This is a genomic window from Azospirillum sp. UENF 111221, from assembly GCF_058780625.1.
Map to the genome: position 1 here is coordinate 1,021,648 of NZ_JBSNCH010000005.1, position 16,441 is coordinate 1,038,088.

General features: G+C 68.9%; 12 protein-coding genes and 1 pseudogene. 11 read left to right on the top strand and 2 right to left on the bottom strand.

The window, feature by feature from the left end; translation table 11 throughout:
- Window positions 1-13: 13 nt before the first annotated feature.
- The 11 genes from murD to lpxC all read left to right on the top strand — a co-directional run bounded on the left by murD (window position 14) and on the right by lpxC (window position 13,084).
- Window positions 14-1,435: a UDP-N-acetylmuramoyl-L-alanine--D-glutamate ligase gene (gene murD / locus ACWPN3_RS19265; RefSeq protein WP_492240830.1), complete on the top strand. Its 1,422-nt coding sequence runs from the start codon at window positions 14-16 to the stop codon at window positions 1,433-1,435.
- Complete coding sequence (locus ACWPN3_RS19270; protein ID WP_109096545.1) at window positions 1,432-2,553, top strand: FtsW/RodA/SpoVE family cell cycle protein; 1,122 nt, start codon at window positions 1,432-1,434, stop codon at window positions 2,551-2,553. The genes murD and ACWPN3_RS19270 overlap by 4 nt, the downstream gene beginning before the upstream one ends.
- Window positions 2,550-3,809, top strand: a complete 1,260-nt coding sequence (gene murG / locus ACWPN3_RS19275; protein WP_492240831.1) for an undecaprenyldiphospho-muramoylpentapeptide beta-N-acetylglucosaminyltransferase — start codon at window positions 2,550-2,552, stop codon at window positions 3,807-3,809. Before ACWPN3_RS19270 ends, murG begins: the two co-directional genes overlap by 4 nt.
- Before the next feature lie 8 nt (window positions 3,810-3,817).
- The gene (locus tag ACWPN3_RS19280; protein ID WP_244592762.1) at window positions 3,818-4,057 is read left to right on the top strand and encodes a hypothetical protein; all 240 of its coding nucleotides are present in this window, start codon (window positions 3,818-3,820) and stop codon (window positions 4,055-4,057) included.
- Window positions 4,058-4,064: 7 nt separating this feature from the next.
- Window positions 4,065-5,483 carry a UDP-N-acetylmuramate--L-alanine ligase gene (gene murC / locus ACWPN3_RS19285; protein ID WP_109096544.1) on the top strand — a complete coding sequence of 473 codons (1,419 nt, stop codon included), beginning with the start codon at window positions 4,065-4,067 and terminating at the stop codon, window positions 5,481-5,483.
- Complete coding sequence (gene murB, locus ACWPN3_RS19290; protein WP_492240832.1) at window positions 5,480-6,442, top strand: UDP-N-acetylmuramate dehydrogenase; 963 nt, start codon at window positions 5,480-5,482, stop codon at window positions 6,440-6,442. Before murC ends, murB begins: the two co-directional genes overlap by 4 nt.
- Complete coding sequence (locus ACWPN3_RS19295) at window positions 6,439-7,386, top strand: D-alanine--D-alanine ligase (protein ID WP_492240833.1); 948 nt, start codon at window positions 6,439-6,441, stop codon at window positions 7,384-7,386. The genes murB and ACWPN3_RS19295 overlap by 4 nt, the downstream gene beginning before the upstream one ends.
- The gene (locus ACWPN3_RS19300) at window positions 7,371-8,330 is read left to right on the top strand and encodes a cell division protein FtsQ/DivIB (RefSeq protein ID WP_492240834.1); all 960 of its coding nucleotides are present in this window, start codon (window positions 7,371-7,373) and stop codon (window positions 8,328-8,330) included. The genes ACWPN3_RS19295 and ACWPN3_RS19300 overlap by 16 nt, the downstream gene beginning before the upstream one ends.
- 86 nt (window positions 8,331-8,416) lie before the next feature.
- Entirely contained in the window at window positions 8,417-9,694 is a 1,278-nt protein-coding gene (gene ftsA, locus ACWPN3_RS19305; protein WP_492261894.1) for a cell division protein FtsA, read from the top strand.
- A 118-nt stretch (window positions 9,695-9,812) separates the two neighbouring features.
- Window positions 9,813-11,741 carry a cell division protein FtsZ gene (ftsZ, locus tag ACWPN3_RS19310; RefSeq protein WP_492240835.1) on the top strand — a complete coding sequence of 643 codons (1,929 nt, stop codon included), beginning with the start codon at window positions 9,813-9,815 and terminating at the stop codon, window positions 11,739-11,741.
- A gap of 407 nt (window positions 11,742-12,148) precedes the next feature.
- On the top strand, window positions 12,149-13,084 hold the full coding sequence (gene lpxC / locus ACWPN3_RS19315; protein WP_492240836.1) for a UDP-3-O-acyl-N-acetylglucosamine deacetylase: 936 nt from the start codon (window positions 12,149-12,151) through the stop codon (window positions 13,082-13,084).
- A 271-nt stretch (window positions 13,085-13,355) separates the two neighbouring features.
- On the opposite strand, the gene ACWPN3_RS19320 is transcribed toward lpxC, so the two are convergent.
- Together ACWPN3_RS19320 and ligA are read right to left on the bottom strand one after the other, a co-directional pair.
- A complete protein-coding gene (locus ACWPN3_RS19320; protein WP_492240837.1) occupies window positions 13,356-13,775 on the bottom strand; it encodes a bacteriohemerythrin in 420 nt (139 codons plus the stop codon).
- Window positions 13,776-13,987: 212 nt separating this feature from the next.
- Window positions 13,988-16,355 (bottom strand): annotated as a pseudogene (gene ligA, locus ACWPN3_RS19325) (NAD-dependent DNA ligase LigA).
- Between the last annotated feature and the right edge of the window lie 86 nt (window positions 16,356-16,441).

Genomic DNA, 16,441 nt, shown 5'->3' on the forward strand with positions numbered 1-16,441 from the left:
GGGGGCACCGGCGATGATCGACCTGTTCTACATGCAGGAGCTGCCCGTCGCGGTGATGGGGCTGGGCAAGTCCGGCCTCGCCACCGCCCGCGCGCTCCGCGACAGCGGGGCCGAGGTGCGGGTGTGGGACGACAATCCCGCCTCCCGCACCGCGGCGGAGGCCGAGGGCTTCGCCGTGGTCGATCTCGCCAGCGCCGACCTGTCGGACCTGACCACCATCGTCTGGTCGCCCGGCATCCCCCACACCCACCCCAAGCCGCATCCGGTGGCCGAGCGCGCCCGCGCGCTGGGGATCGAGCTGATCTGCGACATCGAGCTGCTGGGCCGGGCGGAGCGCGACTGCGCCTTCATCGGCATCACCGGCACCAACGGCAAATCGACCACCACCACCCTGATCGGCCACATCCTGGCTGCCGCCGGCCGCAAAGCCGCGGTGGGCGGCAATCTGGGCACGCCGGTGCTGACCTTCGATCCGATCGGGTCGGGCGGCACCTGCGTGCTGGAGATGTCGAGCTATCAGCTGGAGCTGACCCACTCGATCACTTTCGACATCGCGGTCCTGCTGAACATCACGCCCGACCACCTCGCCCGCCATGGCGGGATGGAGGGCTACATCGCCGCCAAGAGGCTGATCTTCCACCGCCAGACCTGGCCGCGAACCGCGGTGATCGGGGTGGACGACGAGCATTGCCGCAAGATCCACGCCGACCTCGCCACCGCCGGCGACCAGCGCATCTGGCCGATCTCCGCCCAGGGGCCGGTGGCGGGCGGCGTCTATGCCGCCGACGGCTGGCTGGTCGACGACACCGACGGCGAGGCGGTTCGGGTCGTGGAGCTGTCGGGCCTGCCCAGCCTGCTGGGCGCCCATAACTGGCAGAACGCCGCCGCCGCCTTCGCCACCAGCAAGGCCGCCGGCCTGCCGGTGCCGGCCATCGTCGCGGCGATGGCGACCTTCCCCGGCCTCGCCCACCGGCAGCAGCTGGTCGGCACGCTGGACGGGGTGCGCTTCGTCAACGACAGCAAGGCGACCAACGCCGACGCCACCGAAAAGGCGCTGGCGACGTTCGACCCGATCTACTGGATCCTCGGCGGACAGGCCAAGGACACCGGGCTGAACGGTCTGGAACGCTATATGGGCCGCGTCCGCCACGCCTTCCTGATCGGCGAGGCGCAGGAACAATTCGCCGCATGGCTAGACGCGCAGGGTGTTGCTTATACACGCTGTGGAACGCTGGATGTTGCGACCGCGAAGGCGGCCGGACTGGCCCTGGCGGAACGGCTGGAGGGCGCTTGCGTGCTGCTGTCCCCAGCTTGCGCGTCATGGGACCAGTTTGCCAATTTCGAGAAGCGCGGCGAAGCCTTCGCGGTCTATGTCGCGAACATCGTCGCGGCGCATGAGAGCACCGGTGACGGCACCAGCGGGGGCGTTGCATGATCACCTTCGACCGTACCGACCAATCGATCTTCGGCCGCTGGTGGTGGACCGTCGACCGCTGGCAGCTGGGCGCCGTCGCCCTGCTGATGTTCCTCGGCACCGTCCTGATCACCGCGGCCAGCCCGCCGGTGGCCGAGCGCATCGGCATCCAGGACACCTTCTATTTCGTCGAACGCCACGTGATGATGCTGATCCCCGCGATCGTCATCATGGTCGGCGTTTCTCTGCTCAGCCCGCGCGGCGTGCGGCGGGTGGCGCTGGCGGTGTTCCTGATCTCGGTGGCGCTGGTCTATGCCACGCTGGTGGTGGGCGTCGAGATCAAGGGTGCCCGCCGCTGGATCCATGTCCCCGGCCTGTCGATCCAGCCGTCGGAGTTCGTGAAGCCGGCCTTCGCCGTGGTCGCCGCCTGGCTGTTCTCGCTGTCGCGCACCAACCCCGGCTTCCCGGGCGCGCTGGTGTCGATGGCGCTTTACGGCCTCACCATGGCCGGCCTGATCCTTCAGCCCGACCTGGGCATGACCTTCGTCGTCTCCGCCGTCTGGTTCACCCAGTTCTTCCTGGCCGGTCTGAACCTGGTGCTGGTGATGGGGCTCGGCGGGCTGGGCGTGGTCGGGCTGGTCGGCGCCTATTACACGCTGCCGCACGTCACCAGCCGCATCAACCGCTTCCTCGATCCGCATGCCGGCGACAACTATCAGGTCAACCGCTCGCTGGAGGCCTTCGCCAACGGCGGGCTGATGGGCACCGGCCCCGGACAGGGCACGGTGAAGTTCTATCTGCCCGACAGCCATGCCGACTTCATCTTCGCGGTCGCAGGCGAGGAGCTGGGCCTGATCTTCTGCCTGGGCTTGGTGGTTCTGTTCGCCTTCGTCGTTCTGCGCGGGTTCGCCCGTGTCTTCAACGACAACAATTATTTCGTCCTGCTGGCCGCCGCCGGTCTTCTGATCCAGTTCGGGCTTCAGGCGGCGATCAACATGGGTTCGTCCTTGCATCTTATGCCGACCAAGGGCATGACCCTGCCGTTCATCTCCTACGGCGGCTCTTCGCTGCTCGCTCTCGGGTTCGGCATGGGTATGGTTCTGGCACTGACACGCAAACGCTTCGGCCCCGCGGAATGAGGAGGCCGACCGACTTGAGCACGATCGGCTCCAATGCGGGCTTCCCCGCGGGATTCGACGCCAACGCCAACAAGGTGATCGTGCTGGCCGCCGGCGGTACCGGTGGGCACATGTTCCCGGCCGAGGCGCTGGCGCGCGAGTTGCTGGCCCGTGGCCGGGCGGTGACGCTGGTGACCGACAAGCGCGGCCATGCCTTCGGCGAGAACCTGCCGGAGGTACCGGTCCATCGCATCCGCGCCGCCTCCCCCGGCGCCGGCATCGTCGGCAAGCTGAAGGCCGCCCTGCAGATGGGCCTCGGCCTGTTGGAGGCGCGGGCGCTGATGCGCCGGCTCGATCCCGCCGCCGTGGTCGGCTTCGGCGGCTACCCGTCGGTCCCCACCGTCTATGCCGCCATCCAGTCGAAGCTGCCGGCCCTTCTGCACGAGCAGAACGCCGTGCTGGGCCGCGCCAACCGGATGCTGATCGCCGGGGCCAGCCGCATCGCCGTCGCCTTCTCCGACATCGAAAAGCTGGGCGAGGCGCAGCGCGTCAAGATCGTCCGCACCGGCAACCCGGTCCGCCCGGCCGTCGCCGCCCGCCGCCTGTCCCCCTACGAGGCACCCGGCGCCGCCGGTCCCGTCCGCCTGCTGGTGATGGGCGGCAGCCAGGGCGCCCGTATCTTCTCCGAGGTGATTCCCGCGGCGCTGGCCCTGTTGCCCGAGGCGATGCGCGCCCGCATCCATCTGGCGCAGCAATGCCGCCCGGAGGATCTCGAAGCCGCCCGCGACGCGCTGGAACCGCTGGGCCTCGACCGGCTGGAATTGCAGACCTTCTTCCGCGATGTGCCGGAGCGGCTGGCCGCCTGCCACCTCGCCGTCACCCGCGCCGGGGCCTCCACCATCGCCGAGCTGACCTGCGTCGGCCGTCCGGCGATCCTGGTGCCCTACCCGCACGCCACCGACGACCACCAGACCGCCAACGCCCGCCATCTGGCGGAAGCCGGCGCCGCCTGGCTGGTGCCGCAGCCCTCCTTTACCGCCCAGGCTCTGGCCAAGCAGCTTTCCGCCCTGCTGGCCGATCCGCAGGCGCTGACTGCCGCAGCCCGCGCCGCCCATGGCTGGGGCACCGCCGACGCCGCCACCGCGCTGGCCGACGCCGTGCTGGCGATGCTGGACGGCGGCCCCGCCGCTCACGATCACGCCCGCTCCGACCACGACCAATCCCAACACGCCCGGCGCCCGTCCGCCGGTGCCAGCGCCAAGGGGGCCGCGGAATGATGAAACCCATGCGGAATCTGACCCGGCCGACGCCGCGGCCGCTGCAGGACTGGCCGGCGGACATGACTCGGACCGAGGGCGGCTGGTACAACCGTCCGGGCTGCCCGCTGGTGCCGCGCTTCCTCGCCGAAGGCGGCTTCCTGCGTGACCGCCTGTCGATGATCCATGGATCGCAGCCCCTCCCCAACGACCTGTCCGACGGGGCGGTCGACGCCACCCTTCGCCTGATGCTTCGCCGCGGAAAGTAAGCCTGACATGCGCGCCCTCCCCCTCTCGATCGGCACCATCCACTTCGTCGGCATCGGCGGCATCGGCATGAGCGGCATCGCCGAGGTGCTGCGGAACCTGGGCTACACCGTCCAGGGTTCCGACCTCGCCGAGAACGCCAACGTCAAGCGCCTGCGCGAACTGGGCATCAAGGTGTTCGTCGGCCATCGCGGCGAGAACATCGCCGGGGCCGCCGTCGTCGTCGTCTCCTCCGCCGTCAAGCGCGACAATCCGGAAGTCGTGGCCGCCCGCGCGGCCCTGGTGCCGGTGGTCCGCCGCGCCGAGATGCTGGGCGAGCTGATGCGCCTGAAATGGGCCATCGCCATCGGCGGCACCCATGGCAAGACCACGACCACCTCGATGGTCGGCCATATGCTGGAGCATGCCAACCTCGACCCCACCGTCATCAACGGCGGCATCATCAACGCCTATGGCTCCAACACCCGGCTCGGCACCGGCGACTGGATGGTGGTGGAGGCGGACGAGAGCGACGGCACCTTCGTGAAGCTGCCGGCCTGCATCGCCGTCGTCACCAACATGGATCCGGAGCATCTGGACTTCTACGGCACCTTCGACAACGCCCGGGCCGCCTTCGACAGCTTCGTCCAGAACATTCCCTTCTACGGCTTCGCGGCACTCTGCATCGACCATCCCGAAGTGCAGGCGATGATCCCGCGCGTGTCGGACCGCCGCATCGTCACCTACGGCTTCTCGCCGCAGGCCGACATCCGCGCGGTGAACGTCGAGCTGGGCCCCGACGGCGCCAAGTACGACGTGCTGATCTACGACCGCCACACCGGCGAGAGCCGCGCCATCGCCGGCGTGCGCCTGCCGATGTACGGGCCGCACAATGTCCAGAACTCGCTGGCCTGCTTCGCCGTCGGCAACGAGATGGGCCTGCCCGACGTGGTGATGCGCGACAGCATGGCCAAGTTCCAGGGCGTTAAGCGCCGCTTCACCAAGACCGGCGAGACCAACGGCATCACCGTCATCGACGATTACGGCCACCATCCGGTGGAGATCGCCGCGGTGCTGAAGGCCGCGCGCACCGCCGGCACCGGCCGCACCATCGCCGTCGTCCAGCCGCACCGCTATTCCCGCCTCGCTGCCCTGTTCGAGGAGTTCTGCACCTGCTTCAACGACGCCGACGCCGTGATCGTCGCCGACGTCTATGCCGCCGGCGAGGCGCCGATCGAGGGCGTCAGCCGCGACAGCCTAGTCGAGGGCCTGCGCATGCACGGCCACCGTCATGTCGTGGCATTGCACAGCCAGCAGGAGTTGGCGCAGGTGGTGCGCGAGATGGCCAAGCCCGGCGACTTCGTCGTCTGCCTGGGCGCCGGCAACATCACCCAATGGGCGAACGCCCTGCCGGGTGAGCTGGCCTCCCTCTATGGCGCGACGCGATGACGGCAGCGCCCAGCATGAGCCCGGCTGACAGCCATCGGCCCAATGGCCACCTGATCCAGCGGATGCCCGCGGTGCGGGGCCGGCTGACCGCCGACGCCCCGCTGGCGCCGGTGACGTGGTTCCGCGTCGGCGGGCCGGCGGAGGTGATGTTCCGCCCGGCCGATGCCGACGACCTCGCCGACTTCCTGGCCGCTCTGCCGGCCGAGGTGCCGGTGACAGTGATCGGCGTCGCCTCCAACCTGCTGGTGCGGGACGGCGGCGTGCCGGGCGTCACCATCCGGCTCGGCCGCGGCTTCACCGACATCACCGCGGACGGAATGACCGTGACCGCCGGGGCAGCGGCGCTCGACCTGAATGTCGCCATGGTCGCCCGCGACGCCGGCATCGCCGGGTTGGAGTTCCTCTCCGGCATCCCCGGCACCGTCGGCGGCGCGCTCCGCATGAACGGCGGCGCCTATGGCCGCGAGCTGGCCGACGTGCTGGTCTCCGCCATCGCGGTGGCGCGCGACGGCCGGCGGCTGGAGTTCAGCCATGCCGGCATGGGCTTCACCTACCGCCACAGCGCGGTCCCGGACGATTGCATCTTCACCGGTGCCGTCCTGCGCGGCGAGCCCGGCAACCCGCTGGAGATCGCGCGGCGCATGGCCGAGATCTCCGACAAGCGCGCCGACAGCCAGCCGGTCCGCTCCCGCACCGGCGGCTCGACTTTCAAGAATCCTGAGGGCCACAAGGCCTGGGAACTGATCGACAAGGCCGGCTGCCGCGGCCTGTCCATCGGCGACGCCCAGGTGTCGGAAAAGCACTGCAACTTCCTGATCAACAACGGCACGGCCACCGCCGCCCAACTGGAAGCGCTGGGCGAGGAAGTCCGCCGCCGCGTATTCGAGACCAGCGGCGTCACGCTGGACTGGGAAATCAAGCGCATCGGCATTCCCGCCGAAGGAAGCACCGCCCAATGACCGAAGCCCTTCTCCACGCCCACAAGAAGCATGTCGCCGTCCTTATGGGCGGCTGGTCGGCCGAGCGCGAGGTGTCGCTGGTCAGCGGGGCCGGCGTCGCCAAGGCGCTGGAGGAGGAAGGCTACCGCGTCACCGCCATCGACGTGCAGCGCGACCTGGGCGGGCTGATGCACGCCCTGAGCAATCCGCGCCCCGACGTGGTGTTCAACGCCCTGCACGGCCGCGGCGGCGAGGACGGGACGATCCAGGGCGTGCTGGAGTTCCTGGGCCTGCCCTACACCCATTCGGGCGTCCAGGCCGCCGCCATCTCCATGGACAAGGCGATGACCAAACGCGTGCTGGACACCGTCGGCGTCCGCTCGCCCAAGGGGATGGTGTTGTCCCGCGGGGAGATCACCGGCGGCAGCCACCCCATGCCTGCGCCCTATATCGTCAAGCCTGTGGACGAAGGCTCGACCGTTGGCGTAACCCTGGTCCGCGAGGGGCAGAACAGCCCGGTCGGCGACGCGTGGACTTTCGGCGAGCGCGCGCTGGTCGAGGAGTTCATCCCCGGTCGCGAGCTGACCGTGGGCGTCATGGGTGACCGTGCTTTGGCGGTGACCGAGATCGTCTTCCAGGCCCAGCTCTACGACTATACCGCGAAATACAGCGCCGGACATGCCGTCCACACCGTCCCCGCCGCGATCCCCGAGGTCGTTGCGGAGGAGGCGAAGCGGCTGGCGGTGCTGGCGCACGACACCCTGGGCTGCCGGGGCGTGTCGCGCAGCGACTTCCGCTGGGATGACAGCCGGCCGGGAACGGACGGTCTGTATTTCCTGGAGATCAACAACCAGCCGGGCATGACGCCCCTGTCGCTGGTGCCCGAACAGGCCGCGCATGTGGGGATCACCTACGGCGCGCTGGTCGGCTGGCTCGTGGAGAACGCCGCATGTCAGCTCACCTGATGGCCGACCCGGACTTTCGCGCCGCCGCCGGCGCGCGCGCCCGGGACGAGATGCCGACCCCGCCACGCGCCATGGCCGCGTCGGCGGAAAAAGGCAAGCGGCGGCGTGCCTGGCCGCGCTGGACCCGCTCCGCCGTCAAGGCGGCGCTGGTGCTGGTGCCGGTGCTGGGACTGGCCGGTGCCGCCGGCTCCACTTGGAAACGTGGCAATCTGGCCGAGACGATGGAGGCGGCGCAGGAAAGCGTCATCCGCCTGACCGGCGACATGGGCTTCCGCCTGTCGGAGATCCTGGTGGTCGGCCGCAGCGAGACCGAGCGCGACGTCGTGCTCGACGCGCTGGGTGTGCGCCGGGGCGAGCCGATCCTGTCCATCGACCTTGCCGATGCCAAGCAACGGCTGGAGGAGTTGCCCTGGGTGTCGTCCGCCTCGATCGAGCGGCGGCTGCCCGGCTTCCTCTACATCCGCCTGTCCGAGCGCCAGCCGATGGCGATCTGGCAGCATGACCGCCAGTTCACCGTCATCGACCGCGCCGGCCGTCCGCTGGCCGACGCGGCGGAATTGGCGCGCCGCGGCAACCAGCGGATCGAAACTCTGCCGCAGGTGATCGGCGCCAACGCCCCGCAGCAGGTCCACACCCTGCTGTCGGCGCTGGATGGCGCCCCGACCATCGCGCCGATGCTGTCATCCGCCAGTTGGATCAGCGACCGCCGCTGGAACCTGCAGCTCGGCAACGGCGTGACGGTGAAGCTGCCGGAAGGCAATGCCGAGATGCGCCGCGCGCTGCGCCAACTGGAGCAGATGCACACGGCCAGCCATGTGCTGGACCGCGACATCGTCGCCATCGACCTGCGCCTGCCCGACAAGGCCGCGATCCAGACCTCCGCCACCGCCCAGCTTCCGGGCTGGGAGGACGACACGAAGAAGAAGAACGGCAAGAAATCTTGAAGCCCCGGTGACGACAGGCGCTTGTGGGGAAGCGCCCGTCGCCGGTGGACAGGAGTCGAGGGAAAGTCTTGGGGGGCATGTTCGGGATGGGATTCAACGGTGCCAAGAAGCCGAAGCGGCCGGCCCGTGGCGGGATCGTCACGGCGCTGGACGTCGGCTCGACGAAGGTGTGCTGCGTCATCGCGCGGATGGAGGAGCCCGGCTCCCTCCGCGTGATCGGCGTCGGCCACCAGATCGCCACGGGCATCCGCGCCGGAACCATCATCGACATGGAGGCGGCGGAGACCTCGATCGGCGCCGCCGTGCATGCGGCCGAACAGATGGCCGGCGAGACGGTGCATGACGTCGTCGTCAACCTGTCGATGGGCCATCCCCGCTCCCATGCCTTCACCGCCACCGTCCCGGTCTCCGGCCAGGAGGTGACGGAGGGCGACATCCGGCGCGCCATGGCCCATGCCCGCACCTTGCAGGCCGGTCCTGATCAGGCGCTGATCCACACCATCCCGCTTGGCTTCACCCTAGACGGCAGCCGCGGCATCCGCGATCCCAAGGGGATGAGCGGCCACACGCTGGGCGCACAGCTGCATGTCGTCACCGCCGCAGCCGGCGCCATCCGCACGCTGCACGCCTGCATCGCCCGCTGTCACCTGAACATCGAGTCCATCGTCGTCAGCCCCTTCGCCTCCGGCCTCGCCTGTCTGGTCGAGGACGAGATGGAGATGGGAGCGGCCTGCGTCGACATCGGCGGCGGCGGCACCACCATCTCGATCTTCGCCGAAGGCAATCTGGTGTGGACCGGCTTCGTGCCGCTCGGCGGCCGGCACGTCACCAACGACATCGCGCACGGGCTGGCAACTCCGCTGGTCCATGCCGAGCGGCTGAAGGTGCTGTATGGCAGCGCCCGCGTGAACCCGGCCGACGAGCGCGAGATGATCGAGGTGCCGCAGATCGGCGAGGACGAGCGCAGCGGCAGCGGCACCGCCAGCCACCCGCGCTCCTTCCTGGTCAGCATCATCCAGGCGCGGATGGAAGAGATATTCGAAGAGGTGCGCAGCGCCATCGAGCAGTCCGGCCATTCCCATCTGGTCGGCCGGCGCGTCGTGCTGACCGGCGGCGCCAGCCAGCTGCCCAACACGCGCGAGATGGCCGCCCCGATCCTCGACAAGCAGGTCCGCATCGCCCGCCCCACCCGGATCGCCGGCCTCAACGAGGCGCATGGCGGACCGGCCTTCTCGACGGTGGCGGGCCTTCTCCTACACGCCGTCCGCAACCCGACGGAGCTGATGGTGACCGGCCAAGAGGCGGTCGCGTCAACCGGGCTCCTCGGTCGCGTCGGCCTGTGGCTGCGGGAGAATCTCAGATGATTCGCCCCACCGCCATTCACCGATTCCCGAACGGACAGACACCGGACACAACCGGGCGCCGGTCGCGGCATATCAAACATCAAACCCAACGAAAACAGGTTGTGGAGGCCTGAATAGAATGATCAACGTGACCATCCCCCAGATCGAGCCCGAACTGAAGCCGCGCATCACCGTCTTCGGCGTCGGCGGGGCCGGCGGCAATGCCGTCAACAACATGATCAAGTCGAACCTGGAAGGCGTGGACTTCGTCGTCGGCAACACCGATGCGCAGGCGCTGAAGGGTTCCTTGTGCGAGAAGCGCATCCAGCTGGGCACGGGCACCACCCGCGGCCTGGGCGCCGGCTCCAAGCCGGATGTCGGCCGTGCCTCGGCCGAGGAGCAGATCGACGAGATCGTCCAGTATCTCGAAGGCTCCAACATGGTCTTCATCACCGCCGGCATGGGCGGTGGCACCGGCACCGGTGCGGCCCCGGTCATCGCGCGTGCGGCCCGCGAGCGCGGCATCCTGACCGTCGGCGTCGTCACCAAGCCCTTCCATTTCGAGGGCGGTCACCGCATGCGGCTGGCGGAGGGCGGCATCGCCGAACTGCAGCAGTATGTCGACACCCTGATCATCATCCCGAACCAGAACCTGTTCCGCATCGCCAACGAGAAGACGACCTTTGCGGACGCCTTCAAGATGGCCGACGACGTTCTGCATTCGGGTGTGCGCGGCGTCACCGACCTGATGGTGATGCCCGGCCTGATCAACCTGGACTTCGCCGACATCCGGTCCGTCATGACCGAGATGGGCAAGGCGATGATGGGCACCGGCGAGGCCGGCGGCGAGCGCCGCGCCATCGAGGCCGCCGAGGCCGCCATCTCCAACCCGCTGCTGGACGACGTGTCGATGAAGGGTGCCCGCGGCGTCCTCATCAACATCACCGGCGGCTACGACATGACCCTGTTCGAGGTCGACGAGGCGGCCAACCGCGTCCGTGACGAGGTCGATCCCGACGCCAACATCATCTTCGGCTCGACCTTCGACAGCTCGCTGGACGGCGTGATGCGCGTGTCGGTCGTCGCCACCGGCATCGATGCCGCGGCGATGAGCAACCCGCGCACCCTGCACCCGGTCAACCTGTCGCTGGTCGGCGACCGCGCCAAGAAGCCGGGGGCTCCCGGCAACCTGACCGGCGCCCCGGCTCCGGCCGCCGCCCAAGGCTCGGCCATTCCCAGCGCCGCCGCCGGCCTGCGCACGCCGCAGCCGGTCACTGCCGGTGCCGCCGCCATCCAGCACGACCCGGCCCAGCAGTACGGCGCCCAGCAGCCTGTCGAGGCGCCGAAGCCGGCCGCCGGTCCGCTGCATGGCGAGAACCAGGGCGGCCACTTCTTCGCGCCAAAGCCGGCCGATGCCGGTCCGCGCCAGCCGGTGACCGTCGGCGCCGCGCCGCTGTCGACCCCGCAGCAGCCGGCCCCCCAGCAGCACGCCCCGCAGGCGCCGCAGATGCAGGGCCACCAGCAGCCGCAGCACCAGCCGCAGCAGCCGGCCCCGATGGCGCCGCAGCATCACCACGCCGCCCCGCAGGGCCACCAGCAGCACCCCGGCCAGCAGCATCCGGGCGGCCTGTCCGTCGGTCCGGCCCCGGCGCCTGCGCCGGAGCCGGCGCCGGCCCGCAAGGGCAACTTCCTGTTCGGTCTGGTGACCGGCCTGGGCCGCAAGTCCGAACCAGCGCCGCAGCCGGTGCCGCAGCCCGCGCCGCAGGCCTATCAGCCGCAGCCGGCCCCGCAGCAGTACCAGCCGGCCCCCCAGGGCTATCCGCAGCAGCAGCCCGCCTACCCGCAGCAGCAGCCGCAGGCTCCCCACCAGGGCTATCCGGCGGGCCAGCAGTATCCGGCGCCGGCGCAGCAACAGCCGGTCTATCCGCCGCAGCAGTCCGCTCCGCAGCATGCGCCGGGCTACCCCGCCGCCCCGCAGGCGCAGGCTCCGGCCCCGCGGGCCGATGGCAAGCCGGGCGAACAGGAAGAACTGGACATCCCGGCCTTCCTGCGCCGTCAGGCCAACTGAGCGGCCGGACCTGAACCGATCTTGGCCGTCCTGACCGACACGGTGTTGGACAGGACGGCCGGCCGATCCCGGCGAAAGCCGGAGATAACCGCCGTCGCCGCAGCCTCCTAATCGCGGCGCCGGCGGCTCCACAACCTGACCGAACCTTTCGGACCCCGGTGATGCCGTCGTGCGTCGCCGGGGATTTTTTATTTCAGACGACTTGGCACAAGTGGCTGATTGCTTGTCTTGCGCACTACTTTTGCCCTGCAACAAACGGTAACAATGAGTGATTTGCCGATTTCCGATCCCCGGTGTTACCTATCAGCATGGTCGAAAGCGAAAGCCGCCGACGCGATGATCTCCCAAGATCAAGCGGCGCGGATCGCTGGAAACCTCTCCTTCACGACCAAGATGGAAAAGACATCGTGGCCAACAATCGCAGCAACGTGGACGGCATGTTCCAGCAGACCCTGAAGAAGGCGGTGAGCATCGCCGGCGTCGGGCTGCATTCGGGCGTCATCGTCACGCTGACGATTTCGCCGGCCGATGCGAATTCCGGGATCACCTTCCTGCGCAGCGACCTGCGCGGTGCGGCCGCCGTCATTCCGGCGCGCTGGGACACGGTTGTCGACACCCGCCTGTGCACCGTGATCGGCAACGACCATGGCACCACCGTCGGCACGATCGAGCATCTGATGTCGGCGCTGGCCGGCTGCGGCATCGACAACGCCGTGGTTTCGCTGGACGGCATCGAGGTGCCGATCATGGACGGCAGCGCCGCTCCCTTCGTCGCCGCCATCGAGCAGGCCGGCATCGCCGTGCAGAAGTCGCCCCGCCGCTTCATCCGCATCCTGAAGCCGGTCGCCATCGGCGACGGCGTCAAGAGCGCGTCCTTCACCCCGGACGACGCGACCAGCTACAGCTTCGAGATCGACTTCGACAGCGCCGCCATCTCCCGTCAGGCCCGCGCCCTGGAGATTGATCCGGACAGCTTCAAGGACGAGATCAGCCGCGCCCGCACCTTCGGCTTCCTGCACGAGGTCGAGGGGCTGCGCAAGATGGGCCTCGCCCGTGGCGGCTCGCTGGACAATGCGGTGGTCATTTCCGGCGATACGGTGATGAACGCCGAGGGCCTGCGCTTCAAGGACGAGTTCGTGCGCCACAAGATCCTGGACGCCGTCGGCGACCTGTATCTGGCCGGCGCGCCGATCGTCGGCCATTTCCACGGCGTGCGCTCCGGCCATGCCCTGAACAACCAGCTGCTGCGTGCGCTGTTCGCCGACCGCAGTGCTTGGCGCTACGAGACGGCGATGTCGCTGCCGGTCGCGCGCCGCGGCCTGGAGCAGCTGGCGGTCGCCTGATTGCCATCATCGTTCCGGGATGGTCTTTTTTCGAGAGGTCTGCCCCTGCCCTCCCCCACCGGGGAGGGCTTTTTCTTTGGCGCACTCCCCTCCCCCACCGCCGCGGCGATTCGCGCAAAGGAAAAGCGCCCTCCCCTCTCGGAGCGAGCGCCCTGCGCAATTTGGTGGATATTTCCCGTTTTTCGATTTATTTCAGTATTTTAGGTAATTTTCTTAATCTGGGATCTGCGCAGGTGCCGGGAGTCCCGTCCGTCCGGGACGGGAAGGCCTCCTACCCCGCCACCACTATCTCCGCCCCAGTGCCGGCATATTCGCCGAAGCGGGTGTCCTCCTTGAGGATGTGCTTGCCCAGCCAGTCGGAGCAGAACAGGAACACCTCTTCGCCGCTGATCCGGCTGCCACCCGCGCGGAATTCGTCGCGGTAGCTTTCGACCTGCCGGGTCAGCCGGTCGTGCAGGGCCTTGTGGGCGGCGAAGGTCGGGTAGTTCAGCTTTTCCATCTGCGCCTCCTCCTCCGCGAAGTGATGGCGGGTGTAGGCGATCAACTCATCCAGGATGGCTTCGATCAGGGCCGGGTCCTGGCGGCTCTCGTCGTCGTACAGCTTATTGACGATGGCGATCAGGACGCGGTGATCCTCGTCCAGTGCGTCGTTGCCCACGCTCATCCAGCGCGACCACTGAATTGGCTCCATGGCGTTTCCTTCGTCCCCTTCGTTGGCAGCCGGGCAGGCGGGTGCGGGCGTTGACCGCCCGTCGGCGCCGTCCCGTTTTCGGGGCGGTCCACCTGTCCGGCATCGTTCCGCTTCTGACTATAAGCGTTTCCTGATCTCACTCCGCCAATCCCCGTCCGTCAATCCGGTCGAACGGGATGCGACATTTTGGCGAAGGTCCGATGCGGCGTCGGTCAGCCACCGATCCGGGCCAGCCACTCGTCTTCGGTCAGGATCTCGACGCCCAACTCCTTGGCCTTGGCCGCCTTGCTGCCGGCATCTGCCCCGGCGACCAGATAGTCGGTCTTGCCGGAAACGGAGCCCGCCACCTTGGCGCCGAGCGATTCGGCCCGCGCCTTCGCCTCCGACCGGGTCATCCGCTCCAGCGTTCCGGTGAAGACCACCGTCTTGCCGGCGATGGGGGAGTTGCTGGCCTTCGGCAGCTCGGCGTCCAGCACGGTCAGCCGTTCCATCAGGCCGCGGACGATGACGAGGTTGCGCTCCTCCGCGAAGAAGCCGGCCAATTCCTCGGCCGCCACCTCGCCGACATCGGGGGTGGCGACCAGATCGAGCCAGGGCTGACCCGGCGCCTGCGCCACCGCACGCTCCATCGCCGCCCGCCAGTCGGACAGGGTGCCGTAGCGGGTGGCCAGCGCCTGGGCAGCCCGGCTGTTCAGCCGCTTGATGCCGAGCGAACCGATGATGGTTTCCAGCCGCAGTGCATCGTTGCCGGCATAGAAGTCGAGCTTGGACGCGCTCTCGGGATCGGCGAACCAGGCGAGGATGGTGTCGGCGGTGACCGGACCGACGCCGTTCAATGTATGCAGATCGCGCCATTCCTGGCCGGGCATCGCCTGCTCAGCCGCCAGCATGCCGTCGACCCAAGCCCCCATCGTCTTGTAGTGGCGGGCCAGCGACTTGGCCGTCACCTCGCCGACATGGCGGATGCCGAGCGCGTAGATCACCCGATGCAGGTCGATGCCATCGCGACGCTGCTGGATGGCCTTGAACAGGTTCTGGACCGACTTCTCCTTCCAGCCCGGCCGGCCGATCAGCTCGACCCGGCCCTCAAGGGTGAAAATGTCGACCGGCGACTTGATGAAGCCCTCGTCCCAGAACTCCTCGATGATCTTCTCGCCGAGCCCTTCGATGTCGAAGGCGTCGCGGGAGACGAAATGGCGAAGCCGCTCTTTGGCCTGGGCAGCGCAGATCAGGCCGCCGGTGCAGCGCCGCACCACCTCGCCCGCCTCACGGATGGCGAGGCTGCCGCAGACCGGGCAGGTTTCCGGCGCCACATAGGGGGCCGAGTCGGCCGGGCGCTGCGACAGCACCACCTCGACCACCTGCGGGATGACGTCGCCGGCACGCTGGACCACCACGAGATCGCCGACGCGGATGTCCTTGCGGGCGATCTCGTCCTCATTGTGCAGGGTGGCGCGGCTGACGACGACGCCGCCGACGGTGATGTCCTCCAACTCCGCCACCGGTGTCAGAGCACCGGTGCGGCCGACCTGGATGGTGATCTCCTTCAACCGGGTCTGCGCCTGTTCGGCCGGGAACTTGTGGGCGATGGCCCAGCGCGGCGCGCGGCTGACGAAGCCCAACCGTTGCTGTAGCTCCAGACTGTCGACCTTGTAGACGACCCCGTCGATGTCGAAGGGCAGACCAGCGCGCCGCCGGCCGATGCCCTCGTAATAGGCCAGCAACTTGTCCTTGCCGTCGCACAGCTCGGCCGGGCGGTTCAACTGGAAGCCCCAGCCCTTCAGCCGCTCGCGGATGCCCCATTGGCTCTCGGCGATCGGCTCCGACAGCTCGCCCAGCGCATAGCCGAAGAAGCAGAGCGGCCGGGACGCGGTGATGGAGGGATCGAGCTGGCGCAGGCTGCCGGCCGCCGCGTTGCGCGGGTTGGCGAAGAGCTGCTCGCCCTTCTCCGCACGGGCGGCGTTCATCGCCAGGAAGTCGTCGCGGCTCGATATAGACCTCGCCGCGAACCTCCAGCACGTCGGGGAAAGGCGCCGGCAGGCGGTGCGGCACGTCGCGGATGGTGCGGACGTTGGCGGTGACGTTCTCGCCCTCCGCCCCGTCGCCGCGGGTGGCGGCCAGAACCAGCTCGCCCTTCTCGTAGCGCAGCGAGCAGGACAACCCGTCGATCTTCGGTTCCGCCACGAAGGTCAGCGGCGCATCGTCGGACAGGCCGAGGAAGCGGCGGACGCGGGCATCGAACTCCGCGACGTCCTCGGGGGCGAAGGCGTTGCCCAGCGACAGCATCGGAATGGCATGACGCACCTTGCCGAAGCCAGCGGCTGGAGCGGCACCGACGCGCAGGCTGGGCGAATCGGCGCGGCGCAGCTCGGGAAAGCGGGTCTCGATGGCGAGGTTGCGGCGGACCAGCAGGTCATAGTCGGCGTCGGAGACCTCCGGCTGGTCCTGCTGGTGATAGAGCCGGTCATGGTGGGCGATCTCGGCGGCCAGCGCCGCCAACTCCGCCGCCGCCTGGTCCGGCGTCAGGGCATCGACGGCGATGCTGCGGGGATTGGGCGGCGTGTCGAACAGGTCCTGCATGGCGCGTCTCGTGACGAATCGGGAGCTTCCGGAGAAGGGCCGCGCAGGATAGCGCTTGGGAACCGGTTTCGGGAGTCTGTCGGGGC

Coding starts and splice junctions, on each gene's coding strand:
- murD (WP_492240830.1), top strand. CDS start 14: ATGATCGACCTGTTCTACATGCAGGAGCTGCCCGTCGCGGTGATGGGG.
- ACWPN3_RS19270 (WP_109096545.1), top strand. CDS start 1,432: ATGATCACCTTCGACCGTACCGACCAATCGATCTTCGGCCGCTGGTGG.
- murG (WP_492240831.1), top strand. CDS start 2,550: ATGAGGAGGCCGACCGACTTGAGCACGATCGGCTCCAATGCGGGCTTC.
- ACWPN3_RS19280 (WP_244592762.1), top strand. CDS start 3,818: ATGCGGAATCTGACCCGGCCGACGCCGCGGCCGCTGCAGGACTGGCCG.
- murC (WP_109096544.1), top strand. CDS start 4,065: ATGCGCGCCCTCCCCCTCTCGATCGGCACCATCCACTTCGTCGGCATC.
- murB (WP_492240832.1), top strand. CDS start 5,480: ATGACGGCAGCGCCCAGCATGAGCCCGGCTGACAGCCATCGGCCCAAT.
- ACWPN3_RS19295 (WP_492240833.1), top strand. CDS start 6,439: ATGACCGAAGCCCTTCTCCACGCCCACAAGAAGCATGTCGCCGTCCTT.
- ACWPN3_RS19300 (WP_492240834.1), top strand. CDS start 7,371: ATGTCAGCTCACCTGATGGCCGACCCGGACTTTCGCGCCGCCGCCGGC.
- ftsA (WP_492261894.1), top strand. CDS start 8,417: ATGGGATTCAACGGTGCCAAGAAGCCGAAGCGGCCGGCCCGTGGCGGG.
- ftsZ (WP_492240835.1), top strand. CDS start 9,813: ATGATCAACGTGACCATCCCCCAGATCGAGCCCGAACTGAAGCCGCGC.
- ACWPN3_RS19320 (WP_492240837.1), bottom strand. CDS start 13,775: ATGGAGCCAATTCAGTGGTCGCGCTGGATGAGCGTGGGCAACGACGCA.